This is a genomic window from Xenorhabdus sp. KK7.4 (genome assembly GCF_963876465.1).
Taxonomy (GTDB): domain Bacteria; phylum Pseudomonadota; class Gammaproteobacteria; order Enterobacterales; family Enterobacteriaceae; genus Xenorhabdus; species Xenorhabdus stockiae.
Map to the genome: position 1 here is coordinate 19,776 of NZ_CAWNQF010000070.1, position 25,918 is coordinate 45,693.

Consider the following 25,918-nt stretch of genomic DNA (forward strand, 5'->3'; position numbering starts at 1 on the left):
TCTGGCTCAGTGAATTGCCTATATTACTGATTGGATGGTGATGTCAGAGATATACACTTGGCTGTTTTTTTTACATCTTCAGAGTCTGCGTCCTGAGGTTCATTGAGCAGTTTTTTGAATTGTTCAGGATCCAGCAGGGCGATATAGCTGGTTAAATAATGGTTGCATCTCAGACTGTCAGTGATATTGAGGCCATCCGATGTTTTAAGGATCATTGATTTTGACAGGGATTCATACTCCAGTATGAATGGAATGTCGGGAGGCAGATGAGGCACCAGATCATTTTCATATCTGAATGTTTCATAGTTTGCAAAATGGTTATCGATATAGCTAACAAATTCATGGTTACCGGCTCTTGGGCTGGCAAACAGGCTTGCTTTGTGTTTATCGCCAAGCAGGGGAATATCTCTCATAAGATAGGTCGCAATGACTGCGCCAAGGCTATGGCCCAATATAGTATATGCAGTATTGATACCGATGAATTGAGCAACAGCATTGGGAAATCTGAGGTGGCTGTAATTATCTTTAGATTCAGGCTCAACAATAGTCAGTTTCAGTGAATTATAAACACTATAAAACCCCATACTGACTTTTTGTTGAGGAGTATCAGTCCACGGTGAGGTGAAAACAGGAACAATATCATGTAATGCTTCAAACAGATTGGAACTGTCGGTACCCCTGATAACAATGACATACTCTGCCGGCGTTTTTTTATTTTTAGCAATATATCCATAACAAACATGTTTAGGCAGCATAATTAAAAATTGCTGATTACTTTTGGGGTTTACGGAAAAAGAGAGATCATTACCACTAATATAGGCTACCAGATCCCAGCCATCTTCTGCTAAGCGCGGATCTGCGGGGGGAGTCGGATTATTGTAATACTGACTGTTCATCTCTGCTGCATACAGTATCAATGATGCCTGTTGAGCTTCTTTGGTTAACATATTGTTATACATTATTAACTCCTCTTGATACCGCTCGTCTTTCCGGTGGCCTTTTAGCTGTGTCGTTCCATTTCTTCCGCCGTGGCTCAACTGGAAATTGAGTGGGTATATTGTCATTGGCTGTGTGTATTTGTCATTTTTGTTGTACTGCAATATCAAATTTGATCAGCATAAAAAATACAGAAAGGATAATTTAAGCGTATATCATCCTGAAAGGATTTCTGAGAATTTGAGTTATTGATATAGCGGTTCAGTTAAGAGCCTGTATTAGAAAGTACTTGCTATTGTTCAATATCGAATTAATTAATTACTTTTAGTTATATGTAGTTTTGATTTGTTCTTTTTAATCTGTTGTCTAACGGCGTTATTCTTCACGGATCTATGAGTCTTATTTTCAAATATTACTGAATATTAAGAGGCTAATATGTCTGCACCACGTTCGGTTCTGGAGTTGATCGGGAATACACCGTTGCTGGAACTGACCCATCTGGATACTGGCCCATGCCAACTATTTATTAAGCTGGAGAACCAGAATCCGGGCGGTTCTATTAAAGACAGAGTTGCACTCTCAATGATTGAACAGGCAGAAAAACAGGGGCTACTGAAACCCGGTGGCACTATCATTGAAGCAACGGCTGGTAATACCGGTATTGGGTTAGCACTGGTTGCTGCCATGAAAGGTTATAAGCTGATACTGGTTGTACCGGATAAGATGAGCAGGGAAAAAATATATCACCTGAGAGCATTGGGAACGGATGTCCGTCTGACCCGTTCTGATGTGGGTAAGGGCCATCCGGAATATTATCAGGATTATGCGTTGCGTCTGTCGAAGGAAATCAGTGGCGCGTATTATATTGATCAGTTTAATAATTCATCTAATTCACTGGCTCACATGACAACGACAGGCCCTGAAATATGGCAGCAGATGGAACACGATGTAGATGCTGTGGTTGTTGGTGTGGGTTCAGGCGGAACGCTTGGCGGTTTAAGCCAGTATTTCCGGGAAGTTTCTCCCGATACCCGATTTATTCTTGCTGATCCTAAAGGCTCTATTCTTGCTGATTATGTTGAATACGGTCATTACGATGAAGCAGGAAGCTGGTTCGTTGAAGGGATCGGTGAAGATTTTATCCCACCGTTGGGGGATTTTTCTAACATCAGTCATGCTTACCGGATCACCGATGCCGAAGCCTTTTCCTGTGCAAGAGAGCTGCTTTTACAGGAAGGTGTTCTTGTCGGTTCATCTTCAGGCACGTTACTGGCTGCGGCTTTACGCTATTGCCGGGCACAGAAAACACCAAAGCGTGTGGTGACACTGGCTTGTGATAGCGGCAATAAATATTTATCCAAAATGTTCAATGACTACTGGTTACTGGAACAAGGGCTGCGTTCACAACAGAAAGAAAATGATTTAAGTGATTACGTGACATATCGCTACCGGGATGGCGCGACAGTTTTTGTTTCTCCACAGGATACCCTACAGATTGCACATGGGCGAATGCGGTTGTATGACATTTCGCAACTCCCTGTACTCGATAATGACCAGATTGTCGGCATTATTGATGAGTGGGACTTGATGAATGCCATTCAGGCTGATTCTCATAATTTCGCTTTGTCAGTCAGTCAGGCCATGACCAGTCAGGTTAAGACTCTCCATAAAAATGCACCACTGGAGCAACTGGTTGAAACCTTTGATGCGGGTCATGTGGCGCTGATTGTTGATGACAATAAACACTTTATTGGCCTTGTTACCCGTACTGATGTGCTGAACGCATGGCGTCAACAACTCAATTAACCTATTTCAGGAATAACTTAATGACTAAATTTGATACTAAAAGCGTTCACGCCGGCTATGTCCCTGATCATACAGGGGCTGTAATGCCTGCAATCTATGCCACATCCACTTATGCGCAGCCTGCACCGGGTCAGCATACGGGATACGAGTATTCCCGTAGTGGCAACCCCACGCGTGATGCTCTGGAGCGGGCGATTGCTGAACTGGAAAATGGCAGCCGGGGTTATGCATTTGGCTCAGGTTTAGCAGCCAGTTCGACGATTCTGGAATTACTTGATAAAGACAGCCACATCGTTGCTGTGGATGATCTGTATGGCGGTACTTACCGGTTACTGGAAAAAGTGCGCCGCCGGACTGCCGGATTGCGTGTTACCTATGTCGAAGCGGGAGATACTGCGGCACTGGAAGCGGCTATCCAGCCTGATACAAAAATGATTTGGGTGGAAACGCCAACCAATCCATTACTTAAACTGGCAGATTTGGCCGCAATTGCTCAGATAGCCCAACACCATAAGATTATCAGTGTTGCAGATAATACGTTTGCTTCTCCTTATATCCAGCGCCCACTGGATTTAGGGTTTGATATTGTTGTTCACTCTGCGACTAAATACCTGAATGGTCATTCCGATGTTGTTGCCGGCCTTGCGGTAGTAGGAAACAATGCTGAACTGGCTGAGCAGCTTGCTTTCCTGCAAAACTCAATTGGCGGGATCCTTGACCCTTTCAGTAGTTTTCTTGTCTTGCGTGGTATACGGACACTATCACTGCGTATGGAAAGACATATCAGCAATGCAGAAAAAATTGCCCACTGGCTGGAACAGCAGCCACAAATAGAAAAAGTCTTTTATCCCGGCCTTGATTCTCATCCTCAGCATGAGCTGGCGAAGCGTCAGATGAAAGGTGCTGGTGGCATGATTTCTATTGTGCTGAAAGGGGATGATGATGCTACTCATCGGATGATAAAAGCACTGAAATTATTCACACTGGCAGAAAGTCTGGGTGGTGTGGAAAGTCTGGTTGGTCAGCCATTTACTATGACTCATGCGTCTATTCCGTTAGAAAAACGTTTAGCGGCAGGTATTACACCACAATTAATCCGTCTTTCAGTGGGTATTGAGAATGTCGATGATTTGATTGCCGATTTATCGCAGGCGCTTGGCGCAGCAAATCTGTAAAGCTGAAATATACACTTCGTCTTTCAAGTTGCCTCTTTGTTGGCTGCGCTCGTTCACCCCAGTCACATAGTTATCTATGCTTCTGGGGGTTCTCTCTCTTGCCGCCGCGACGCACCTTGAAATTCATTGTGTATAATATGCCAGCCCGGTTTTCGGGTTGGCATTTTTTTTTGTGTTTTTATTTCTATACAGACTCAGTTTTGCCAGCCATTTCTATAGCATGGCCTACTCGTAGTACTGTTGCATCATCCATTGCCCGGCCAATCACTTGTATACCGATAGGCAGACCTTGTTTATCCTTCGCTACAGGCAGTGTTAAGGCCGGTAGCCCCGTGATATTGGCCGGAATGCATAGACGAAGATAGGCATTTGTGACGTTTTCCTCAGAATTGTCAGACCAGATAAACGATTCCTGCCCGACGAGCGCTGCTGTCTCAGGGACTGTGGGCGTGAGTAAGATATCGATATCATTAAATAACGCATTCCACTGCTGGCATATCATCCGTCTGGCTCGTTGTGCTTTCAGATAATCTCCGGCAGGTAATAACTGTCCTGTTTCAAAGAAAGTCCTCACATCATCCCCATACAGTGATGCAGACTTACGTAAAGTACGAGAATGTATTGAAGCCGCTTCAGCCACTGTGATGCCCCACTGGGTTGGCATAAGATAATCTGTCAGAGGTATGTTGACTGTCGTGACTTCGGCTCCTTGCTGTTTAAGGCGTTCTGCGGTCTGTTTTACTGCCGCTATCACTGATTCAGCAACCTGATCAAAATAATAGTTTTGCGGAATGCCAATCCGTAATCCTTTAATTTCCTGTTTAGAAAAATCTGCATAATTTGTATCTGGTACCTGACGGCTTGCCGGGTCACGTTCATCAAAACCCGTTAATGCCTGTAATACTAATCCGGCATCTTCAACTGTTCGGGTCATTGGCCCGGCATGATCCAGTGACCATGCTAGTGGCGTAACACCATAACAGGAAACTAATCCATAAGTCGGTTTAAAGCCGACAATTCCGCACAGTGCCGCTGGTATTCTGATAGAACCACCGGTATCTGTTCCCATTGCTGCCAATACCCCGCCGTAGGCTACCGCAGCAGCAGAGCCACCACTGGAGCCGCCAACGATACGACGAGTATCAAGAGGATTACGTGTTTGTGGAGTAATGACACCAAATGCGAATTCGTGAGTATGGGTTTTCCCCAGTAAGATGGCTCCCGCACGATGTAAAGCATCAGTTACCGCACTGTTGGATTGGGCAATATGTCCCGCTCGCACTTTAGAACTGGCTGTGGTCGGTTTACCGGTGACATCGAATAGATCTTTTAATGCCAGAGGGATCCCATGTAACGGCCCGCGATATTTTCCCTGACTAATTTCACGCTCTGCTTGTTTGGCCTGTTCCCGTGCTTCTTCCACCCAGACAGATACAAAAGCATTAATTTCTGGCTCTGCTATTTTTATATTGGCAAGGGCGGCATCAACCAGTTCTACCGGAGATAATGTCTGCGCGGCAATCGCTTGACTGGCTTGAGAAATAGTCAGGTTTTTCAGGTCGATCATATTTTTCTTTCCCCTCCGGCATTGAAAGCTGGTGCCGGAAGATCAGCATCATCCATCGGCAGTTCATCTAATCGGGCGATTGACGTACGGATATGATGCAGTGCTCCTGCAATATATTGCGAGCGTTCTATATCCAGTATCAGGCCGACACTGGCTGCCAGTAATTGTGTTTCTTCCGCAGATAAAGGATCAGGTACTGTTATATTCATATTATTTCCTTAACGGTATTGAGATATTTTTATTCAATATTGTCAGTAGAATAGCCAGTAAAACCAGAGCTATGATGACTGCACCGTAGACATTGACCGCAACCAGCAAACCGGACTGATGTGCGAGATAACCAATCGCAATTGTAGGAACACTGTTGGCAAGGTAACTTTCAATATAAAAAGCGCCCATCAGACCACCTCTTTCATGAGGCTCAGCCAGTGGTAATACGGTTCGTATCGCACCAAGAAAGGTTGCTCCAAAGCCGAATCCAGTGATAACTGAGCCTATCAGCAAGAGCATGACATATTCCCGATTTGCAGCCAGTAGGATCAGTAATAACCCTGTTGCTAAAGCGAGCTGACCTGATAACAGAGTCATAAACGAGGTGAGTTTACGTGCGGCGATGATTGCAACCGCACCACTGAGCGTTAATGCTGCGACTGAAAGTCCTCCCATCCACGGTGATGTTGTGTGAGTTGTTGCAACAATCAGTGATGGCATGAGAGATAAGTAGAATCCACCGATCATCCACACAGCAAAATTGGCCGGGGTGATTGCCCGTAACGCATTGCGGGCCTGTACGGGCACCATAATGCGGGGACGCAGGCTTTCCCATGCTCCCGAACGACGTTGTACAGTTTCAGGAGTCAGTTGGGTAAGAATTAATACCACCAAAAACACAATCAGTAATAAGACATATATGGTGTGGAGTGGGCCGGGAGCAAATACCAGCAATGTGGTACTGCCTAATGCACCGGCAGCCATACCCAGCATCGGTGCAATACTGTTAATCAGCGCCCCGCGTTCTCTGTGCATATCCAGCAAAGCAGCTCCTACGGAAGCAGTCGCCAAGCCGGTTGCAAGCCCTTGTATAATACGTGCACCTACCAGCCATCCGGGATCAGAGGCCAGTAAAAAAGTACTCATGGATATGATTTGTAACAATAAGGCTAAACTGATCACCGGTCGTCGCCCTATATGATCTGATAAGCGCCCTGCTATCAATAAAGCCAGCAACAGGGCTAGTGCATAGGCGGCAAAAATTACCGTCAGTAACGTTGAGCTGAATCCCCATTCATGCTGGTAAATACGATAAAGTGGCGTAGGTGCACTGGATGCCGCTAAGAACGCCATTAGCGTGATGGCATGAAGTACCGTCGCGGCTTGATAAGACATCCGATTGTTATGAGATTGTCGACAGGAATCAGGTGTGTTATTTGACATAACAACTCCATAAAAGCAAAATGTTAGCTTTAATGATGCTACAAGAATTATCTCACTAACGCAATTTTTTTGCTTTAGTGGGTTTGTGTGAATAGTGACAGAAGTAGGAGCAGAGAAAGAAATGACTCACAGAGCAGCACCGCGTCCCGGTGGTCGTAGTGCCCGCGTGCAGGCGGCTGTCCATCAGGCTGTGCGGGAATTACAACAAGAACTTGCCCGTACTGAACTGACTGTGCCCGCGATTGCTGCCCGTGCTGGTGTGACACCATCGACTATTTATCGCCGCTGGGGGGATTTGTCACAATTACTGGCAGATGTTGCGGTTGAAGAGCTACAGCCGGATCACCCCCCTGCTGAAACAGGTTCATTTCGTACAGATCTTCTGACATGGCTTGAGCAATACTTTGAAGAGATGGCATCTGAACCCGGTCGGGCAATGTTAAGAGATGTACTGGGTACGCCGGGCCATGAATATGCGGGTAAGTGTGATGGATGTATACGCCAGCAAATAGAGGCAATCTGTCAGCGGGCACTAGAAAAAGGCGAAAATCCTATTTCTGTTGATTTGATTATTTCGGGTGTTGTTGCACCGTTAATGTATCGCATCCTGTTTGCAAATGATCCTCCTACAAGTGAACAGATACACACATTTTTCGAACAGTTGGAAGCAAGGTAAAGCGAGTTATATTATTCTTAACGTTCCGTGAACAAAGGAGAATGGTTATGGCTGTTTTAGATATACTCACAATTCCTGATGAAAGACTGAAACAGAAATGTGTTGATGTCGCCCATGTTGAAGATATCCAAACGTTGGTTGATGATATGTTGGAAACAATGTATGACACGGATAATGGCATTGGGCTGGCCGCACCTCAGGTAGGAAGAAGAGAATCTGTATTAGTTATTGATATTTCACCAGAGCGGAATCAGCCACTGGTTTTAATCAATCCTAAAATCGTCGAAAAAGAACGTAAGGTCGTGAATCAGGAAGGCTGCTTATCAATTCCCGGTTATTATGCTGACGTGGAACGATTTGAAAAAGTGAAAGTAGAAGCGCTGGATCGAAACGGTCAGGCTATCACAGTGGAAAGTGAAGATTTTCTTTCTATCGTGATGCAGCATGAAATTGACCATCTGCACGGTATTATTTTCATCGATTATTTATCGCCTTTAAAAAGACAAATGGCACTAAAAAAAGTGAAAAAATATTTGAGCAGCAGAGTAAGTTAGCGGGTAAGGGTAAGTATATAGGTTAATATTTTCCAGTCACTATCGCTATGGTGACTGGAATAAGCGGGGATCAGAAGATAGTGAAGTTTAAGTGGCAACACTAGTCAGAACCTATGAAAAAGTGACGGGCTAATAATGGCGCAGTAAGGCTTTTCTTTAAATAAAAACCACGGGGAAGCGTCATAATCGGCTGTCCATATTCACCAATAGCTTCTGTTAATGCCCGGCTGTTTGCTGCTTTTGGGCGCAATTGCAAGACTTCACCATGACGGGCTGTAATACTCTCAACTTTGCCTAACACGATGAGATCCATCAATTCTTCCCAATCACATCTCAATAACTCTTCTTCAACCGGATTTGGGCTCCAGAGAAGCGGAGAACCAACACGACGTTCAGCAAGCGGGATCTCTCTTTCTCCTTCAACCGGCACCCATAAAACACGAGACAGCTTACGCCTGACATGACAGTTTTCCCATGTGATGCCGCTGTTGCCAGTTAAAGGAGCAACGCAGACAAAAGTGGTTTCCAGCGGCGTGCCTTTTCTGTCCACCGGGATTGTTTTCAGTTCAACACCAATATGCTCAAAATCTTGTTCTGGCTTACTTCCCGCACTTGCGCCCAGATAATATTCAAGCAACATGCCCACCCAACCTTTGTCCCGTTTCAGATTAGGCGGTATGGGAATGCAGGCTTGGGTAGCCAGTTCTCCTAACGTTAAGCCAGCCAGAGACTGAGCTAGCCTGAAGAGTTGTTGTTCGTTTTCTGGTGGTGCTGGTGGTGTGAATTGCATGATTATAAGATATATTTAGTCTTGTTTAAAAAATGAACACAATAATTGTGTAATTTCATTATGAGTTTATTAGTATGCGGATTAACCAGATAATGACATGATATACAAGATATTTTAATTCGTGTTCTTCGTATTAAAAATAAACTCATTATGATTGTTCACCTATTCACCGTGATAATAAACAGGATCTTACACCATGTTATCCACAGAACTATGGGATAAGTGATGAAAATTGCGATCACTGGTTTGATTTACAGCCTTATCTAAGGTGGTTTTCTACAAAAAACGCGTGTTTTTGTTTAACTAAAAGGCATATCCTGTGGATAAATTCACCATTGGTTGATATTTGCACAGTGTAAGAAAAACAGAAAACTGTGATATTCCGCACATGTTGAGGTAATGCACGTTATAAACATTAACATAATGAAAAATAATAGGTATTTATTTAATCTTATCAGACGATTGAAAGGGGTAAAGAAAATTATACCTGCCTTACCCCTGACTTTTTCACATACATATCCACAGAAAAAGTGAATAAAATTATCATAGTCAGACTATAATTGTTTATAACTTTAGGTTTTTCTGTGAATTATCCTTCCGGAGGTGTAAACCATGCAGATTTAAAGTCAAACCATCCAAAAGTATTCATTTTCACCCCTCTCATACTTCTTTGCCCCTGTAATTCAAGCCAGTGATGGAACAGTGGATGTAACCGATGTTCATCAACGATTTTTTCACACCACTCTTCAACATTCAGCTTATCCTGCCGCCATAAAGAAACCTCGCTTTTTAAATCACTGTTCAGACATTTTTTCAGCAAGGGAATTTCGTAGAGAGTTGCAAACAGTGAAAACTCCAGTGGCTTATAAAAATTGGCGGTGGCTAACCAGACATCGCTTTCGGCATCGCCATTGAACCATGTTTCGTAATCCACAATATTGATAGTCAGCTCAACACCATACTTTGCCAGAATAACTTGCAGGATTTTACTGATAGTGTGGTATTCATGATGCTGTTGATAAAAAGTGACTGTCAGGCTGGTAATATCTTCCGGTTTTTGGCGTTGCGGGAGGAGTTTGCTGTGATGCCAGCGTAGCAATAGCCCATAAGCCGGTGACCAGTGGCGCTGATAGAAAGGATCACAGTGCGCTAATAAATTAATCGGGGTGAGTAAACTGCACAGCCAGTCACGCACGTCTTGTCTGGCACATTTCGCCGAGCGCTGATCACTTAACAGGAAATAACAGCCTTCTTCCATTCGGCTATCTAATGAATTGTTATTACTGCCATCATTTCCCAGATGCAGAGTTGTACAAACCAGTTTTTCTGTCAATTCAGGGTGAATTGAGATATTAACTTCATCAAGTAGCGCTCTGAAACCAAAATAGTGATCAAATGCTTTAATTTTTAATTTATGGCTATTATTGGTAACGACCTGATAAGGGCCGGTTCCGACTGGGCGTTGAGCAAAGTTGGGCAGGCTTTTCCATTCTTCTGGCAGGATCATGGCATGAGGGCTGCCCATCAGAAAGTCAAACCGAGTGTCAGGCTGATGAAGAAAGATATCTACCGTATAGGGAATGGTCGAGGTGATTTTTTTAATATGGGAAAAAAGCGGAAAGCTTTTTAAATGCTCCAGTGAGCTGATGATATCTTTTGCCTGTAATTCTCTGCCGTGGTGGAAATAGATGGCTGGCCGCAGATAAAAACGCCAATGATGTTCTGTCATTTGCTGCCAGTGATGGGCCAGATCACCTTCTACTTCCTCTTTTTCCTCATTTATACGGGTTAATCCGTTGAAAATTTGTCGTATCAGGTGAATTTCTGAACGCCTGAGGGCCGAGCCGGGTAATAAATTTGGAAATGGACGATAGTAAATGATGCGTAATGTGTTTTTCCCCTGCCTGAAATTGCGCTCCAGTTGCGATAGTACCATTTGGCGCACGGTATTTTTGTCACCGACTAAATGAACCAGTTCCTCAATGTCTTCCTGTTCGAACAGTTTTTCTGCCCGTTGTTGCTGGAGTTCTAGTCCACTGCGCAGAAAGTGGAGCCGGGAACGTTTTCCTCTGCCGGCTTCAGCGTGCCAGCGTAACCAGCCAGCTTGCTGCATATTATTTAATAGGGAACGGACATGGCGACGTGAACAGTGCAGGATATCAGCGAGTATCTGGAGTGTGGTTTCAGCATTTTCGCCCTGATAATGCTGCCATAACTGGATGAACTGTTGTTGCAGGCGAGGGTTCGGCATAAAAGAGGAACTCCACTGATTTTTTCATCAATTTTTATTTCCTTATATTAAGCCGATAATAAGTCAGATTTAAAGTCATTTATAAGTGGAAAGTTATCACTTATTGACTCCCGATTTTTTGAGTAATGGTATTTTTACCAGCCAGTAAGGCGACTTACTGGCCTTTCTTTTATACACTTCGTCTTTCAAGTTGCCTCTTTGATGACTGCACTCGCTCACCCCGGTCACCGTTTTTATAAACATACGGTTATCTATGCTCCTGGGGATTACTGAGAGGCTCCTGCCTCTCACCGGAGGCCAGCCTTTGGCTGGGCAAATTCGTTCCCGACGAATTTGTTACTCCCTTGCCGCCGCGATGCATTTTGAAATCCATTGTGTACATACCAGTTTAATTTTGTTCAATGATATTTCTAGCAATAACATCGCCCATTTCATCAGTGCTGATTGCTTTTCCGTTACCCGCTAAATCAGCGGTTTTATAACCCTGTTCCAGTGCAGTATTGACTGCTGTTTCAATGGCCTCTGCAATATCATCCCGTTTAATGCTGTAACGCAGCAAGAGGGCGGTGGATAGGATCTGGGCGATTGGATTGGCAATATTTTTTCCTGCGATATCCGGAGCAGAACCCCCGGCAGGTTCATATAAACCAAATCCTTTCTCATTCAGGCTGGCAGAAGGCAGCATGCCCATTGAACCGGTGATCATGGCACATTCATCAGACAGAATATCACCAAAGATATTGGAGCAAAGTAGTACATCAAACTGAGACGGTGCTTTGATGAGCTGCATCGTGGCGTTGTCGATATACATGTGATTGATTTCAACGTCAGGATATTCTTTCGCAATTTCACTGACAATTTCACGCCACAGAACAGAACTTTGTAAAACATTGGCTTTATCAATCGAAGTGACTTTATGACGGCGTTTGCGGGCCGATTCGAAAGCAATGCGGGCAATTCTTTCTATTTCAAACCGATGGTAGACTTCTGTGTCGAAAGCGCGTTCGTACCTTCCTTCACCTTCCCGTCCTTTGGGCTGACCGAAATAGATCCCGCCAGTCAGTTCACGGACACATAAAATATCGAAACCTTTTTCCGCAATATCATGACGCAGCGGGCAAAAAGACGTCAGACTGGTATATAAGTGTGCCGGGCGTAGGTTACTGAATAGCTTGAAGTGCTTGCGCAGTGGTAATAATGCCCCGCGTTCTGGCTGGCTGGCCGGGGGTAAATGCTCCCATTTAGGGCCACCGACAGAGCCAAACAGAATTGCATCCGCTTTTTCACAACCAGCAACAGTGGCTTCAGGTAAAGGACAGCCATGCCTATCAATGGCAATCCCTCCAACATCATATTCACTGGTTGTGATGCGAATAGAAAAACGACGACGAATAGCATCCAGTACTTTATAGGCTTGCTTCATGACTTCCGGGCCAATACCGTCACCGGGCAACACTGCAATATGGTAAGCAGGTTCCTGTTGTTTTGTAATAGAGTGGGTAGACATTGTTATTCAGTTTCCTTTGTTGTGCTTTTGGAAATATTGTCTTGTATGCGTTGTTTTTCTTTCTTGACCTGTTCTGCCTGCCAGATATTGTTCAGCGCGTGGATCATTGCTTTAGCAGAAGACTCAATCACATCTGTCGCTAACCCGACGCCATGAAAACGGCGACCAAAGCACTCTACGATAATATTGACCTGACCAAGTGCGTCCTTCCCATGCCCTTTGCCGGATAATTGATAAGAAAGTAATTTTATCGGATAGCCCGTAATCCGGTTCATAGCATGATAGATAGCATCGACAGTCCCGTTTCCGGTTGCTGCTTCAGATTTAATTTCATCACCGCAAGCCAGACGCACTGTTGCTGTTGATACTATGCTGGTTCCGGACTGAATACTGAAATAATCCAGACGATAATGCTCATCTTCCTGCTGTTGCTGGTTAATGAACACCAGCGCTTCCAGATCGTAATCAAAGACCTGACCTTTTTTATCAGCCAGTTTCAGGAAGGCTTCATACAGGGCATCCAGATCATAATCTTTCTCCTGATAGCCCATTTCAGTCATGCGATGTTTTACGGCAGAGCGACCAGAACGGGAAGTCAGATTCAGTTGGGTATCTTTCAGGCCGATGGAATCCGGTGTCATGATTTCGTAGGTTTCACGGTTTTTCAGAACACCATCCTGATGAATGCCGGATGAATGGGCGAAAGCATTGCTGCCCACAACCGCTTTATGGGCCGGGATTGGAGTATTACAAATTTGACTGACTAACTGGCTGGTACGATAAATTTCTTTATGGTTAATATTGGTATGAACCCCCAACATTTGCTGGCGGGTTTTTATCGCCATAATCACTTCTTCCAGTGAACAGTTTCCGGCTCGTTCACCCAGACCGTTAATGGTTCCTTCAACTTGTCTGGCGCCTGCCTGAACGGCAGTAATGGAATTAGCGACTGACATCCCCAAATCGTCATGGCAATGGACAGAAATAATTGCCTTATCAATATTAGGTACGCGATTAAATAAGGTCTTAATAATACCGCCAAATTGGTAGGGAGTTGTATAACCGACGGTATCAGGAATATTGATGGTTGTTGCACCTGCTTTTATAGCCTGCTCGACGATGCGGCACAAGTTATCGATATCTGAGCGTCCGGCATCTTCACAGGAGAATTCCACATCATCGGTATACCTGCGGGCCCGTTTGATGGAGCGAACCGCCATTTCGACGATATCATCAAACCCTTTTTTTAATTTATGTTCAACATGCAGGTTGGAAGTCGCCAACACCATATGCAGGCGGAAAGCTTCTGCAACACTCAGAGCCTCCGCCGAAACATCGATATCATTATCAACACAACGGGACAGGGCACAGATACGGCTGTTTTTGATCTCGCGAGCGATAGTCCGGACTGATTCAAAATCGCCGGGGGAAGAAACGGGGAAACCCGCTTCGATAATATCAACGCCCAGCCTTTCCAGTGCATAAGCAATTTGCAGTTTTTCTTTGACACTCAGGCTGGCCTGTAATGCCTGTTCACCATCTCTCAATGTGGTATCGAAAATAATAACTTGCTGGCTCATAGTTGTGCTCCTGTCAATGGGTTGTCATGTTTTAGTTTTTTTAGGGCGCCGAGCAGGTATAAAAAAACCCGCGTTAGCGCGGGTTTTTATCTCTGGTAAAGATTAACTCTGAATTCAATCTACCAGCATACCGCGCACATTAAAGGCGTTTAGTAGTAGGCTTAGTAGACGAATATTGTGAATCATGTAAGTCAACCTTTGAAAATCTGTTAATTGAGTATTACCGTTTCGATATAATTATTGATACGTCATCTGAAAAACATTGTCAAGCAGTACAAATTTAGGCCGGGAATGAATAATGTGCATTAATAGGTTTTTTTTTGACCTTTTCGTAGCCGGAGTGACTATTTTTTACATTTTTAACGATGTTTTTATCTATTTTTCATATCTATATATGAAGTAAAATCCGGCCCTAATGGATAATAAATATAATGCTTATAATGTTATAAAGATGTTTATTAACGGGACAGGGATAGAATGAATACTCACTATGGTGTTCTTGGCTTACTAATCAATAACCATATTAAATATAAATATATTAATGAAAAACATTTATTCATCATATGAATAAATTTGTTTCTGTGCGCTGAAAAATAACCAGCCATAGTTAACATAACAATTTAGTCCTGCTGGAAAATTTATATAAATAAATTCATAAGGATTATTCTAATTCAGAGTTATGGGTTAATAATTTATTTTTGATTATTTTTAATAATATATAATTGTTTTTATACAAGGAAGAATCTCAATTAAATTGTCATTGATTGAGATAAATGATCTTATTATTTGAAGTGGCTCTTTAAAATGTTGAAACTTACATGGTAAGGCAGTCTATATTCATTTATTAATAATAAGATCGCCGCAATAAATATAGTGGAGTGAAATTAAATAATGGCTGGATGCAACCTGGTAAACACAGGAAAAAAAGAACCATGTGAAGTTCAATTGCGTAGTGTAGATCTCAATTTGCTGACTGTTTTTGATGCTGTTATGCAAATGCAGAATATTACACGTGCAGCTCAGGCATTAGGTATGTCACAACCGGCGGTCAGTAACGCAGTAGCTCGCTTAAAAACGATGTTTGATGATGAATTATTTGTGCGGCATGGGCGTGGTATTCAGCCAACGGCGAGGGCAAAACAACTTTTCGGGCCACTTAGGCAGGCACTTCAGATTGTACATAATGAGTTACCCGGAGCAGGATTTGATCCCGATAATAGTGTAAGAACATTTAATCTTTCTATCTGTAGTCCACTTGATATCCGTTTAGCTGCTCAAATTGTTGGTGAAATAAAAAGGCATTCTCCCAATATCGATGTCGTGATTAAAACACAAATAAACGACAATATTGAGAAGAAATTAAAATATCAAGAAATCGAATTTGTTATCAGTTATACCCAATTTGAACATCCTGATTTTCAGCATTTCCCATTATTTGATGACGAGTTAGTTCTGGCTGTTTCTCAAAGCCATCCCAGAATTGGTGAATGTATCAGTCAGCAGCAATTGCAGGATGAGCGGCATGCAATTGTAGCATTAGATAATTCAGATTCCTTCAGCAAACCTTACTATGAAAACAGTGAATTAATAGATTCTATCTCTTATCAGGGAACTGATTTAAATAGTGTTCTTAACATCGTATCTCAGACTTATCTGGTTGCCATCGCGCCTAAATGGATGGTTGAGCACTATTCCGGACAGTTAAATATCCGTACTGTATCATTGCCTAATAACAGTGTTTCCCGTCCGTGTTATTTGATATGGCATGCTTCAATGAACAGAGATAAAGGACATCAGTGGATGAAATCATTACTGAGTTGCCTTGGCGATCGGTAATAAAACGGGGTACTCACCTGTCGTTATCTTTTATCCAATCTATTTCGAAACGCATTGCAGTAGCAGGCCTCCCTCTTTTTAGGGAGGCCTGTCTTATTAAAAATACGCTTTCCCCTTTCATCAGGAATGGGTAGACTGCGCGGAAATAGCTAACACATGTAAGCTGAAAATTAGGCAGTTTTCTTGCTGAATGTGATGAACCAAAGATTTAGAACAGGAATATATTGTGGTAACAAATTCTCTCCACTCCTATCACTTGATCACGCGATTACAACAGCAAGTCAGCAAATACCCTGAAAAAATTGCATTTCGCCAATGGTCAGCATCAGAACAGCTTGAAATGAGCTGGCAGGATGTTGATAGTAAAACGAAATCCATTGCAAGATCCCTGCTGTCACTTGAGGTGGGAATTCAGGAGAAAATCGGTATTTTTGCCGATAACTCAATGGCATGGTCATTATCGGATCTGGCCATTTTGCAGTTACGGGCCGTCACAGTACCGCTTTATGCGACAAGTAGCCGGGATCAGGCTGCATTTATTCTCAATGATGCAGGAGTACGGATATTATTTGTGGGAGGGCAGGAGCAGTACGATATAGCGTTGACATTGTTAGCCCTTTGCCCGCAGCTTAATCATCTGGTTGTTCTGGATGAATCTGTCGATTTGAAAGAATGTCCACAAGCATTGTATTTATCGGCATTTATTGCGGATGACAAGCAACAGTATCAGGCTGAACTTGATAGCCGCATTGCCGGGTTGGATTTGCATGATCTTTTTACGCTGATTTATACCTCCGGTACAACAGGAGAGCCAAAAGGTGTCATGCTGGATTACCAGAATATCGCTGCCCAGCTTTATCTGCATGATCAGCGGTTAACGCTGACTGAACAGGATATTTCCCTCAGTTTTCTGCCGTTATCCCATATTTTTGAGCGTGCATGGAGTTATTACGTCATGCATACAGGTGCCTTAAATGTCTATCTGACCGACACCAATTTTGTTCGGGAGGCGATGGTTGATGTGCGTCCGACCGTGATGTGCTCTGTTCCTCGTCTGTATGAAAAAATATATAGTGCAATTCTTGAGAAAGTGTCCCGCGCTCCATTCTGGCGCAGAATGATTTTCCAGTGGGCGATCAAACGGGGTGAACGCCGTTGGTCACGTCAATTAAACGGTAAAAAGAGCTGTCCGTTTTCTCTATGCGGAGAAAAACTGGCTGATCGTTTGGTGCTGAACAAACTTCGCCAGCTATTAGGTGGTCGGATCCGTTTTCTGCCGGTAGCCGGAGCACGACTTGAAGACTCCATTATGCGTTTCTTCCTGTCAGTTGGTCTCAATATCAAATACGGTTATGGAATGACGGAAACCTGTGCCACGGTTTCCTGTTGGGAAGAGAAAAATTATCTCTTGGGTTCAATTGGTACGCCATTGCCCGGAGTGGATGTTCGTATCAGCACAGCGGGTGAAATTCAGGTACGTGGCCCAATCGTAATGAAAGGGTATTACAATCGACCGGAAGACACGGTTCATGCCTTTACTGAAGATGGCTGGCTGCGAACAGGGGATGCCGGAGGGCTGGACGAAACCGGGAATTTGTTCATTACAGAACGCCTGAAAGATTTAATGAAAACGTCAACGGGAAAATACATTGCTCCGCAATTAATTGAAGGAACACTGGGGCAAGATCGTTTTATTGAGCATATTGCTGTGATTGCTGATGCCCGCCAGTTTGTTTCAGCGTTAATTGTTCCCAGCTATGAAGCGCTGGAGGATTACGCAAAATCGATAAATCTTCATTACCAGAGTCGTCTGGAATTGCTGCGTAATCATCAGGTTATCGGGTTATTTGAACAACGCCTGAAAGAATTGCAGAAAAATATCGCCAAATTCCATCAGGTAAAACGTTTTACGCTACTACCGGAGTCCTTTTCGATGGAAAAAGGCGAATTGACTCCGACACTGAAATTACGGCGTAAGGTGATTTCTCAACGTTATCAGAGTGAAATTGAATCCATGTATCGGGATTGAATCAGTTCTGAATAATAACGCTCCTGATTTGGTTTCACTGAGAACAACGAAATCATTTTATTAAAAAAATGTTTTCAATATGTGAATTGTTGTTTGATAACCTTGAGATCTGACGTTATGTTAATGGCTTAGTGTATTAATGAAATGCGTGTCATTACGAATGCTAATCTAATAAACACTACGAATAAATAGAACGGGATAAATAAGGTCACTTTCATGATGACCTTATGAAGTCCTGACATTAACTTGCAAACAGAGCCTGGAGGCAAACTCAATGGAGATGTTGTCAGGAGCCGAAATGGTCGTCAGATCGTTAATCGATCAGGGCGTTGAGCATGTATTCGGTTATCCGGGAGGGGCCGTCCTGGATATTTATGATGCCTTACATACGATTGGCGGAATAGAACATATTCTGGTTCGTCACGAACAGGGCGCTGTTCATATGGCGGATGGTTATACGCGTTCAACGGGGCAAACGGGGGTTGTTCTGGTTACTTCAGGGCCGGGAGCAACTAACGCCATAACCGGAATTGCAACGGCGTATATGGATTCGATCCCGATGGTGGTGTTGTCTGGTCAGGTGGCCAGCTCTTTGATCGGTAACGATGCTTTTCAGGAATGCGATATGGTGGGGATCTCCCGTCCTATCGTCAAACATAGCTTTCTGGTGAAGAAAGCGGAAGATATTCCAAATATAATCAAAAAAGCCTTTTATTTAGCTGCAAGTGGCCGTCCGGGACCTGTTGTTATTGATTTCCCTAAAGATACCGTTAATCCAGCGCTGAAATTTCCCTATATTTATCCAGAAAAAATCAATATGCGCTCCTACAATCCAACGATTCAGGGGCATAAGGGACAGATTAAGCGAGCACTGAAAGCGTTACAGGAAGCGAAAAAACCGGTGCTTTATGTAGGAGGCGGTGCGATTAATTCGGACTGTTCAGCGGAATTGCTGAAACTGGCGGAATTTCTTCGTCTTCCCGTGACAAGCTCATTGATGGGACTCGGTGCTTTTCCTGCTACTCATCAGCAGAGTCTGGGTATGCTGGGGATGCATGGCACGTTTGAAGCCAATAAAGCGATGCACAATGCCGACATTATTCTTGCTGTAGGGGTGCGTTTTGATGATCGCACGACCAATAATTTAGCAAAATATTGCCCGCAAGCGACGGTATTACATATTGATATTGATCCAACATCCATTTCTAAAACGGTGACGGCTGATATTCCGATTGTTGGCGATGCGAAACAGGTACTCGGTCAGATGGTGGAACTGTTGGACACAACGGAAAGCTCTCAGGATCCTGATGCAATCAAAGACTGGTGGCTATCTGTTGAACAGTGGCGTAATCGCAAATGCCTTGATTATGATCGTGCCAGCCCGAAAATAAAACCACAGGCAGTGATTGAAGCACTTTATCGTTTGACCAAAGGGGATGCGTATATTGCATCCGATGTTGGTCAGCATCAGATGTTTGCCGCACTGCATTATCCATTTGATAAGCCAAGGCGTTGGATTAATTCTGGTGGTCTGGGAACGATGGGCTTTGGTCTGCCTGCGGCTCTGGGTGTTAAGCTGGCAAATCCGGCAGCAACGGTCATATGTGTGACCGGCGATGGCAGTATTCAGATGAATATTCAGGAGCTGTCCACTGCATTACAGTACGGCTTACCGGTTCTGGTGCTTAACTTAAACAACCGTTTCTTGGGCATGGTGAAACAGATACAGGATATCATTTACGCGGGTCGCCATTCTCAGTCCTACATGGAATCACTGCCTGATTTTGTCAGGCTGGCAGAAGCTTACGGGCATATTGGTGTCTCCATCCAGAGTTATGATGAGCTGGAAAGCAAACTGGCTCAGGCTTTGCGTGAAGTGACAGAAAACCAGCGTCTGGTTTTTGTTGATGTTACCGTTGATGAAACAGAACACGTTTATCCAATGCAGATCCGTGGAGGAGCAATGGATGAGATGTGGTTAAGCAAAACAGAGAGGACCTGATCATGCGCCGGATTTTGTCTGTATTACTTGAAAACGAATCGGGAGCATTGTCTCGCGTAGTGGGTCTGTTTTCCCAACGGGGTTACAATATTGAAAGTCTGACGGTAGCACCAACGGAAGACCCAACTTTGTCACGCATGACCATTCAGACTAAAGGTGATGCAAAAGTATTGGAGCAGATAGAAAAACAGCTGCATAAGTTAGTGGATGTTCTGCGGGTTAATGAGTTAACGGCTGGTGCTCACGTTGAGCGTGAAATCATGCTGGTAAAATTGCAGGCCAGTGGATACGGGCGCGAAGAAATTAAACGCAGCACCGATATTTTTCGTGGGCAGATCGTTGATGTGACTTCGTCACTGTATACTGTTCAGTTGGTGGGAACGAGCGAAAAACTGGATGCCTTTCTTGATGCGGTGCGGGAAGTTGCAGAGATCGTGGAAGTGGCACGATCAGGCATTGTAGGTGTTGCGCGCGGAGAAAAAATTATGCGATGAAAATTCGCAATCTGCGGGTTAATATACAGATATTTACTGGGCCCTACTGTAACGTGGGGCTTTTTCTATCATATTACTGAGGGGTTAATGTGAAACTGGATGAGATCGCCCGCTTAGCAGGTGTTTCACGTACTACGGCCAGTTATGTTATCAATGGTAAAGCTAAACAGTACCGGGTTAGCGATAAAACAGTAGAAAAAGTGATGGCGGTAGTCAGAGAACATAACTACCATCCTAATGCTGTTGCTGCCGGTCTACGGGCAGGACGTACCCGTTCTATTGGTTTAGTGATACCGGATTTAGAGAATACGAGCTATACCCGTATTGCTAACTATCTTGAACGTCAGGCACGGCAGCGAGGATATCAGTTATTGATAGCCTGCTCTGAAGACCAGCCAGATAACGAAATGCGTTGTGTTGAGCACCTTTTGCAACGGCAAGTTGATGCAATTATTGTATCCACTGCTCTGCCTCCTGAGCATCCATTCTACCAGCGCTGGGCGAATCGCTCCCTGCCTATTATCGCGCTGGATCGTGCATTGGACAGCGAACATTTCGTCAGTGTTGTCGGGGACGATCTTGAAGATGCGAAAATGCTGGCACAGGAATTACGCCAGTTTCCTTCAGAATCCGTGCTTTATTTGGGCGCACTGCCTGAATTATCCGTCAGTTTTTTACGTGAACAAGGGTTCCGCAAAGCATGGGAAAATGATCCGCGTCAGGTGAGTTATCTCTATGCGAACAGCTATGAACGTGAAGCAGCGGCTGACGTTTTTGCTTCATGGCTGGAAAAAAATCCTTTGCCTCAGGTACTTTACACGACTTCATTTGCCTTGCTTCAGGGGGTGATGGATACCATCCTGAAACGCAGTGGACGTTTACCGGAACAGTTGGTCATAGCAACATTTGGTGATCATGAGTTGCTTGATTTTCTTGAGTGCCCGGTATTATCGGTAGCACAGCGCCATCGTGATGTTGCTGAACAGGCTTTGTCACTGGTATTAGCTAGCCTTGATGAAAAACAGAGGCCGGAACCGGGAATAACCCGTATGCGTCGTCATTTATGCCGCCGGGGAAGCCTGAGTCGTAAAGACTGATTTGTGTGCCCTCATTTTAGATGGGGGTGCAATATGATGTTCCAAAAATCATTCAAATAGATTCGTTGATTTAATTTTGAGACTATTCCGACTAAAATTTTTCTGAACGAAAATCTATGAGTGAAAAAATAGCAAATAGGCTATTGAAGGTGAAAAGAACGATATCTTTGCTTAAGAAATATATTATAAAGAAAAGTTATTTCTTTTATGTGAGATATTTAGTTATATACTTTATATTCAAATAATTGCAGGTTTTTTTGTTCTACTTTATTTCAGCTTATTATTACTTTTTATACTATTTTGATCTGAGTATATTTTTATTATTGATAGATTACGATTGATTAACAATTGTGCAATAATGAGATATGGATTGCATAAATTAATTTAAGTGATAATTATTTGTCCTAAAAATTTTTTTTCAGGTTAGTCTTGAACTCATTCATAAATAATTCAGTTTTATCATGGTGTTAGCTGATAATAATATTGCCAAATCTAAAAAATCCTTCTTTTTCTCTCTTAAATCTTTCTGTAAATCTAGCTAAAGCACACTGGCTCTGGCTTGACAAGGTTTTCATACCATCCGTAAACTCTTAATTGTGGTGATTTGTGGGATAATGTGGAGATTTCGGCCATCAAGGGGTAACCTGAGTATGTTTCGTGGAGCAACGCTGGTTAATCTCGATACTAAAGGGCGACTTACTGTACCCGCCCGATATAGGGAAACGCTGAATACGGAATCAAAAGGTCAAATGGTTTGTACTATTGATCTTCACCAGCCGTGTCTGTTGCTTTATACATTACCCGAATGGGAAATCATCGAAGAAAAATTATCTCGCTTATCCAGCATGAACCCAGCCGAACGTCGTGTTCAACGTTTGTTATTAGGACACGCTAGTGAATGCCAAATGGACAGTGCAGGACGTCTTTTGTTAGCCCATACACTGCGTCAGCATGCAGGGCTAACAAAAGAGGTCATGCTGGTTGGGCAATTTAATAAATTTGAATTGTGGGATGAGCAGGTCTGGTATCAGCAAGTACAAAGTGACATCGCTGCTGAACAATCTACACAAGAACCTTTATCAGCAAGGCTACAGGATTTATCACTATAAACATGGCAAATAGTCATTTCAAGCATACCAGTGTATTACTGGATGAAGCTGTCAATGGACTGAATATCCGGGAAGATGGAATTTATATTGATGGAACATTCGGGCGAGGGGGGCACTCTCGCCTGATTTTATCAAAATTAGGGCCGAATGGTCGTTTGATGGCAATTGATCGCGATCCGCAGGCCATTGAAGCATCAAAGGCGATTACTGACCCGCGTTTTTCCATTACACATGGGCCATTTTCAGATTTGGCGACCTATGTAAAAGATGCAGGTCTGGCTGGAAAGATTGATGGTGTACTGTTGGATTTAGGGGTGTCTTCACCGCAGCTGGATGATCCTGAACGTGGTTTCTCATTTATGCGTGACGGGCCACTGGATATGCGGATGGATACAACCCGGGGGCAATCAGCCGCAGAGTGGCTGATGAAGGCTGAAGCAGATGATATCGCGTGGGTACTGAAAACGTTTGGTGAAGAACGTTTTGCCAAACGTATTGCAAGAGCCATTGTTGCTCGCAATCAGGAAGAACCGATTACGCGAACCAGAGAATTGGCAGAGTTAATTGCGAAGGCAAGTCCAATTAAGGAGAAGCATAAGCATCCTGCGACACGCAGTTTTCAGGCTATCAGAATCTACATTAACAGTGAACTGGAAGAAATAGAACGTGCATTGGACGGTGCATTGCAAGTTTTAGCACCACAAGGGCGATTATCAGTCATCAGTTTCCATTCGTTGGAAGATCGCATCGTGAAACGCTTTATCCAGCAACATAGTCAGGGGCCTAAGGTGCCGGCAGGTCTGCCGCTTACCGAAGTACAATTGAGGGCATTGGGAGGACGTAGTCTGAAATCAATTGGCAGGTTAAAACCCTCAGAGGATGAAGTGGCAACCAATCCGAGAGCAAGAAGTTCGGTATTGCGATTTGCTGAAAAGGCAGGTGATGAGAAGGCAGGTGAATAGTGGCAGGTGAACGTCATGGATTAGTGGGGGTTATTGGCAGGGATTTGTTCCGTAATGCCAAAATCCCACTGATTTTACTGGTAGCTGTTGTGGTTTCAGCCATCAGTGTAGTGACGGTCACCCATCAGACCCGCTTATTGACTGCGGAGAAAGAACGTCAGGCAATTCAGATTGATGCTCAGGATATTGAATGGCGTAACTTGCTCCTTGAAGAAAATGCATTGGGTGACCACAGTCGGATCGAATCTATAGCGACTGAAAAATTTCACATGCAACATGTCGATCCAGCACAAGAAAATATTGTGATCACTCAATAAAGTCCAGTTGACAACTAAAAGGTAGGCGATGAAAGCTGCACGCTCTTTAAAGTTGAAAAAACAAGAAGATAAAGCCAGTTTTGTTAAGTGGCGTTTTGTCTTGCTCTGCGGGGGCATTTCGCTTGCTTTAATCGGGCTTTTGATTCGAGTGGCTTATTTGCAGATTATCAACCCTGACCGTTTGGTGAAAGAGGGGGATTCCCGCTCTTTGCGTGTCCAGTCCATTCCTACCTCTCGTGGCATGATTAACGACCGCAATGGGCGTCCGCTGGCTGTCAGCGTACCGGTAGATGCCGTCTGGGCGGATCCGAAAGAAGTCTTTGAAAAAGGTGGGATTACGGATGATACCCGCTGGCAGGCACTGGCTGATGCACTTTCTATTCCCCTAGACCAACTCACCAGTAAAATTAATGAATATCCCAAAGGTCGATTCGTCTATCTTGCTCGTCAGGTTAATACCTCAATTGGCGATTATGTCGGAAAACTGAAACTCCCCGGTATCTATCTGCGTCAGGAGTCCCGCCGTTATTATCCGGCTGGCCAGGTGACGGCACACATTATCGGTGTGACCAATATTGATGGTAATGGTATTGAAGGGGTGGAAAAGAGTTTCGACAGTTGGCTGACGGGTAAACCGGGTAGCCGGACTGTCCGTAAGGATCGTAACGGTCGGGTTATTGAGGATATCTCATCTGTAGACAGCAGGGCTGCCCATGATCTGGCGCTCAGTATTGATGAACGCCTACAGACATTGGTCTACCGGGAATTAACCAAAGCCGTCGTACTTAACAAGGCTGAATCCGGTACAGCCGTATTAGTAGACGTTAATACCGGTGAAGTACTGGCAATGGCAAACAGCCCGTCCTATAACCCGAATAATCTGGCTGGCACTCCCAAAGATGCGATGCGCAACCGGGCTATCACTGACATGTTTGAACCCGGCTCCACGATAAAACCGCTGGTTGTGATGAGTGCGCTGAATAATGGGATTGTCAAAGAAAATACCGTATTGGATACCAGACCCTACCGGTTGATGTATGGTTCGAGAGGCCATGAAATTAAAGACGTTGCCCCTCGCTCTGAATTAACCATCACGGGGATCTTACAGAAGTCGAGTAACGTTGGTGTTTCTAAACTGGCGTTAGCGATGCCTGCCTCAGAGCTGGTAGATGTGTATTACCGCTTTGGGATGGGAAAACCGACCGATTTGGGGTTGGTCGGAGAAAAGAGTGGCGTATTTCCAAAAAATAGACAAAGGTGGTCAGATCTTGAGAGGGCCACCTTCTCCTTCGGCTACGGGCTGATGGTAACACCGTTACAGTTAGCGCGAGCCTATGCAACGATAGGCAGTCTGGGTGTTTATCGCCCATTATCGATTACCAAAGTTGACCCACCTGTTCCGGGAACCCGGGTATTTCCTGAGCATATTATGCGCACTGTGGTACACATGATGGAAAGCGTGGCACTGCCCGGTGGTGGTGGGGTACGTGCGGCGATAAAAGGCTATCGTATTGCGATTAAAACCGGTACGGCTAAAAAAGTCGGGCCGGACGGTAAATATGTAAATAAATATATTTCCTATACCGCAGGTATTGCGCCTGCGAGTAATCCACGTTTTGCACTGGTTGTGATTATCGATGATCCACAGGCAGGAAAATATTATGGCGGTGCAGTTTCAGCGCCTATCTTCGGTGCCATCATGAGTGGTGTTCTCCGTACGATGAACGTTGAGCCTGATGCCTTGCCTGCGGACGATAAAAAAGAGTTTGTAGTTGATAACTAATTAATAACTAATC

Annotated in this window: 21 protein-coding genes; 13 read left to right on the top strand and 8 right to left on the bottom strand. The window is 44.0% G+C overall.

Annotated features, from left to right (window positions below):
• Positions 1-23 precede the first annotated feature (23 nt).
• Positions 24-959, bottom strand: coding sequence for a lipase family protein (locus AACS90_RS10545; protein ID WP_193757242.1), 936 nt, complete (start codon positions 957-959; stop codon positions 24-26).
• Positions 960-1,371: 412 nt separating this feature from the next.
• Here AACS90_RS10545 and AACS90_RS10550 point away from each other — a divergent pair, with 412 nt between their 5' ends.
• Together AACS90_RS10550 and AACS90_RS10555 are read left to right on the top strand one after the other, a co-directional pair.
• Positions 1,372-2,742, top strand: coding sequence for a pyridoxal-phosphate dependent enzyme (locus tag AACS90_RS10550; RefSeq protein ID WP_099122635.1), 1,371 nt, complete (start codon positions 1,372-1,374; stop codon positions 2,740-2,742).
• A 20-nt stretch (positions 2,743-2,762) separates the two neighbouring features.
• On the top strand, positions 2,763-3,917 hold the full coding sequence (locus AACS90_RS10555; protein WP_099122636.1) for a trans-sulfuration enzyme family protein: 1,155 nt from the start codon (positions 2,763-2,765) through the stop codon (positions 3,915-3,917).
• 184 nt (positions 3,918-4,101) lie between these two features.
• Here AACS90_RS10555 and AACS90_RS10560 read toward each other — a convergent pair whose 3' ends face one another.
• Genes AACS90_RS10560 through AACS90_RS10570 form a run of 3 tightly spaced genes read right to left on the bottom strand, consistent with a single transcriptional unit; the run spans position 4,102 to position 6,918 of the window.
• Positions 4,102-5,484, bottom strand: a complete 1,383-nt coding sequence (locus AACS90_RS10560) for an amidase (protein ID WP_099122637.1) — start codon at positions 5,482-5,484, stop codon at positions 4,102-4,104.
• Complete coding sequence (locus AACS90_RS10565) at positions 5,481-5,693, bottom strand: hypothetical protein (RefSeq protein ID WP_099122638.1); 213 nt, start codon at positions 5,691-5,693, stop codon at positions 5,481-5,483. Before AACS90_RS10565 ends, AACS90_RS10560 begins: the two co-directional genes overlap by 4 nt.
• A 1-nt stretch (position 5,694) precedes the next feature.
• Positions 5,695-6,918 (bottom strand): MFS transporter, encoded by a 1,224-nt coding sequence (locus AACS90_RS10570; RefSeq protein ID WP_153043675.1) that lies wholly within the window; start codon positions 6,916-6,918, stop codon positions 5,695-5,697.
• A gap of 121 nt (positions 6,919-7,039) precedes the next feature.
• On the opposite strand from AACS90_RS10570, the gene AACS90_RS10575 reads away from it, so the two are divergent.
• A complete protein-coding gene (locus tag AACS90_RS10575; protein WP_099122639.1) occupies positions 7,040-7,594 on the top strand; it encodes a TetR/AcrR family transcriptional regulator in 555 nt (184 codons plus the stop codon).
• Positions 7,595-7,641: 47 nt separating this feature from the next.
• The gene (gene def / locus AACS90_RS10580; RefSeq protein ID WP_099122640.1) at positions 7,642-8,148 is read left to right on the top strand and encodes a peptide deformylase; all 507 of its coding nucleotides are present in this window, start codon (positions 7,642-7,644) and stop codon (positions 8,146-8,148) included.
• Positions 8,149-8,248: 100 nt separating this feature from the next.
• Here def and mutH read toward each other — a convergent pair whose 3' ends face one another.
• The 4 genes from mutH to leuA form a co-directional block, all read right to left on the bottom strand.
• On the bottom strand, positions 8,249-8,938 hold the full coding sequence (gene mutH / locus AACS90_RS10585) for a DNA mismatch repair endonuclease MutH (protein WP_099122641.1): 690 nt from the start codon (positions 8,936-8,938) through the stop codon (positions 8,249-8,251).
• Positions 8,939-9,527: 589 nt separating this feature from the next.
• The gene (sgrR, locus tag AACS90_RS10590; RefSeq protein WP_099122642.1) at positions 9,528-11,189 is read right to left on the bottom strand and encodes an HTH-type transcriptional regulator SgrR; all 1,662 of its coding nucleotides are present in this window, start codon (positions 11,187-11,189) and stop codon (positions 9,528-9,530) included.
• 388 nt (positions 11,190-11,577) lie between these two features.
• Positions 11,578-12,696, bottom strand: coding sequence for a 3-isopropylmalate dehydrogenase (gene leuB, locus AACS90_RS10595; RefSeq protein ID WP_099122643.1), 1,119 nt, complete (start codon positions 12,694-12,696; stop codon positions 11,578-11,580).
• A gap of 2 nt (positions 12,697-12,698) precedes the next feature.
• Complete coding sequence (leuA, locus tag AACS90_RS10600; protein ID WP_099122644.1) at positions 12,699-14,276, bottom strand: 2-isopropylmalate synthase; 1,578 nt, start codon at positions 14,274-14,276, stop codon at positions 12,699-12,701.
• Between the two features lie 891 nt (positions 14,277-15,167).
• On the opposite strand from leuA, the gene leuO reads away from it, so the two are divergent.
• The 9 genes from leuO (at position 15,168) to AACS90_RS10645 (ending at position 25,905) form a co-directional block, all read left to right on the top strand.
• Positions 15,168-16,112, top strand: coding sequence for a transcriptional regulator LeuO (leuO, locus tag AACS90_RS10605; protein ID WP_099122645.1), 945 nt, complete (start codon positions 15,168-15,170; stop codon positions 16,110-16,112).
• Between the two features lie 226 nt (positions 16,113-16,338).
• Positions 16,339-18,141, top strand: a complete 1,803-nt coding sequence (locus tag AACS90_RS10610; RefSeq protein ID WP_099122646.1) for an AMP-dependent synthetase/ligase — start codon at positions 16,339-16,341, stop codon at positions 18,139-18,141.
• Positions 18,142-18,415: 274 nt separating this feature from the next.
• Entirely contained in the window at positions 18,416-20,143 is a 1,728-nt protein-coding gene (gene ilvI, locus AACS90_RS10615; RefSeq protein ID WP_099122647.1) for an acetolactate synthase 3 large subunit, read from the top strand.
• Positions 20,143-20,637 (top strand): acetolactate synthase small subunit, encoded by a 495-nt coding sequence (gene ilvN, locus AACS90_RS10620; protein WP_086956589.1) that lies wholly within the window; start codon positions 20,143-20,145, stop codon positions 20,635-20,637. Before ilvI ends, ilvN begins: the two co-directional genes overlap by 1 nt.
• An 89-nt stretch (positions 20,638-20,726) precedes the next feature.
• Positions 20,727-21,734 carry a catabolite repressor/activator gene (gene cra, locus AACS90_RS10625; RefSeq protein ID WP_099122648.1) on the top strand — a complete coding sequence of 336 codons (1,008 nt, stop codon included), beginning with the start codon at positions 20,727-20,729 and terminating at the stop codon, positions 21,732-21,734.
• 650 nt (positions 21,735-22,384) lie between these two features.
• Positions 22,385-22,843 carry a division/cell wall cluster transcriptional repressor MraZ gene (gene mraZ / locus AACS90_RS10630; RefSeq protein WP_086955542.1) on the top strand — a complete coding sequence of 153 codons (459 nt, stop codon included), beginning with the start codon at positions 22,385-22,387 and terminating at the stop codon, positions 22,841-22,843.
• 2 nt (positions 22,844-22,845) lie between these two features.
• A complete protein-coding gene (gene rsmH, locus AACS90_RS10635; protein WP_099122649.1) occupies positions 22,846-23,805 on the top strand; it encodes a 16S rRNA (cytosine(1402)-N(4))-methyltransferase RsmH in 960 nt (319 codons plus the stop codon).
• Positions 23,802-24,122, top strand: a complete 321-nt coding sequence (gene ftsL, locus AACS90_RS10640; RefSeq protein ID WP_099109915.1) for a cell division protein FtsL — start codon at positions 23,802-23,804, stop codon at positions 24,120-24,122. Before rsmH ends, ftsL begins: the two co-directional genes overlap by 4 nt.
• A 28-nt stretch (positions 24,123-24,150) precedes the next feature.
• A complete protein-coding gene (locus tag AACS90_RS10645) occupies positions 24,151-25,905 on the top strand; it encodes a peptidoglycan glycosyltransferase FtsI (RefSeq protein ID WP_099122650.1) in 1,755 nt (584 codons plus the stop codon).
• Positions 25,906-25,918: the final 13 nt, after the last annotated feature.

Excerpts from the sequence above, each read along its gene's own strand:
- AACS90_RS10545 (WP_193757242.1), bottom strand. The coding sequence starts at position 959 with ATGTATAACAATATGTTAACCAAAGAAGCTCAACAGGCATCATTGATA.
- AACS90_RS10550 (WP_099122635.1), top strand. The coding sequence starts at position 1,372 with ATGTCTGCACCACGTTCGGTTCTGGAGTTGATCGGGAATACACCGTTG.
- AACS90_RS10555 (WP_099122636.1), top strand. The coding sequence starts at position 2,763 with ATGACTAAATTTGATACTAAAAGCGTTCACGCCGGCTATGTCCCTGAT.
- AACS90_RS10560 (WP_099122637.1), bottom strand. The coding sequence starts at position 5,484 with ATGATCGACCTGAAAAACCTGACTATTTCTCAAGCCAGTCAAGCGATT.
- AACS90_RS10565 (WP_099122638.1), bottom strand. The coding sequence starts at position 5,693 with ATGAATATAACAGTACCTGATCCTTTATCTGCGGAAGAAACACAATTA.
- AACS90_RS10570 (WP_153043675.1), bottom strand. The coding sequence starts at position 6,918 with ATGTCAAATAACACACCTGATTCCTGTCGACAATCTCATAACAATCGG.
- AACS90_RS10575 (WP_099122639.1), top strand. The coding sequence starts at position 7,040 with ATGACTCACAGAGCAGCACCGCGTCCCGGTGGTCGTAGTGCCCGCGTG.
- def (WP_099122640.1), top strand. The coding sequence starts at position 7,642 with ATGGCTGTTTTAGATATACTCACAATTCCTGATGAAAGACTGAAACAG.
- mutH (WP_099122641.1), bottom strand. The coding sequence starts at position 8,938 with ATGCAATTCACACCACCAGCACCACCAGAAAACGAACAACAACTCTTC.
- sgrR (WP_099122642.1), bottom strand. The coding sequence starts at position 11,189 with ATGCCGAACCCTCGCCTGCAACAACAGTTCATCCAGTTATGGCAGCAT.
- leuB (WP_099122643.1), bottom strand. The coding sequence starts at position 12,696 with ATGTCTACCCACTCTATTACAAAACAACAGGAACCTGCTTACCATATT.
- leuA (WP_099122644.1), bottom strand. The coding sequence starts at position 14,276 with ATGAGCCAGCAAGTTATTATTTTCGATACCACATTGAGAGATGGTGAA.
- leuO (WP_099122645.1), top strand. The coding sequence starts at position 15,168 with ATGGCTGGATGCAACCTGGTAAACACAGGAAAAAAAGAACCATGTGAA.
- ilvI (WP_099122647.1), top strand. The coding sequence starts at position 18,416 with ATGGAGATGTTGTCAGGAGCCGAAATGGTCGTCAGATCGTTAATCGAT.
- mraZ (WP_086955542.1), top strand. The coding sequence starts at position 22,385 with ATGTTTCGTGGAGCAACGCTGGTTAATCTCGATACTAAAGGGCGACTT.
- rsmH (WP_099122649.1), top strand. The coding sequence starts at position 22,846 with ATGGCAAATAGTCATTTCAAGCATACCAGTGTATTACTGGATGAAGCT.
- AACS90_RS10645 (WP_099122650.1), top strand. The coding sequence starts at position 24,151 with ATGAAAGCTGCACGCTCTTTAAAGTTGAAAAAACAAGAAGATAAAGCC.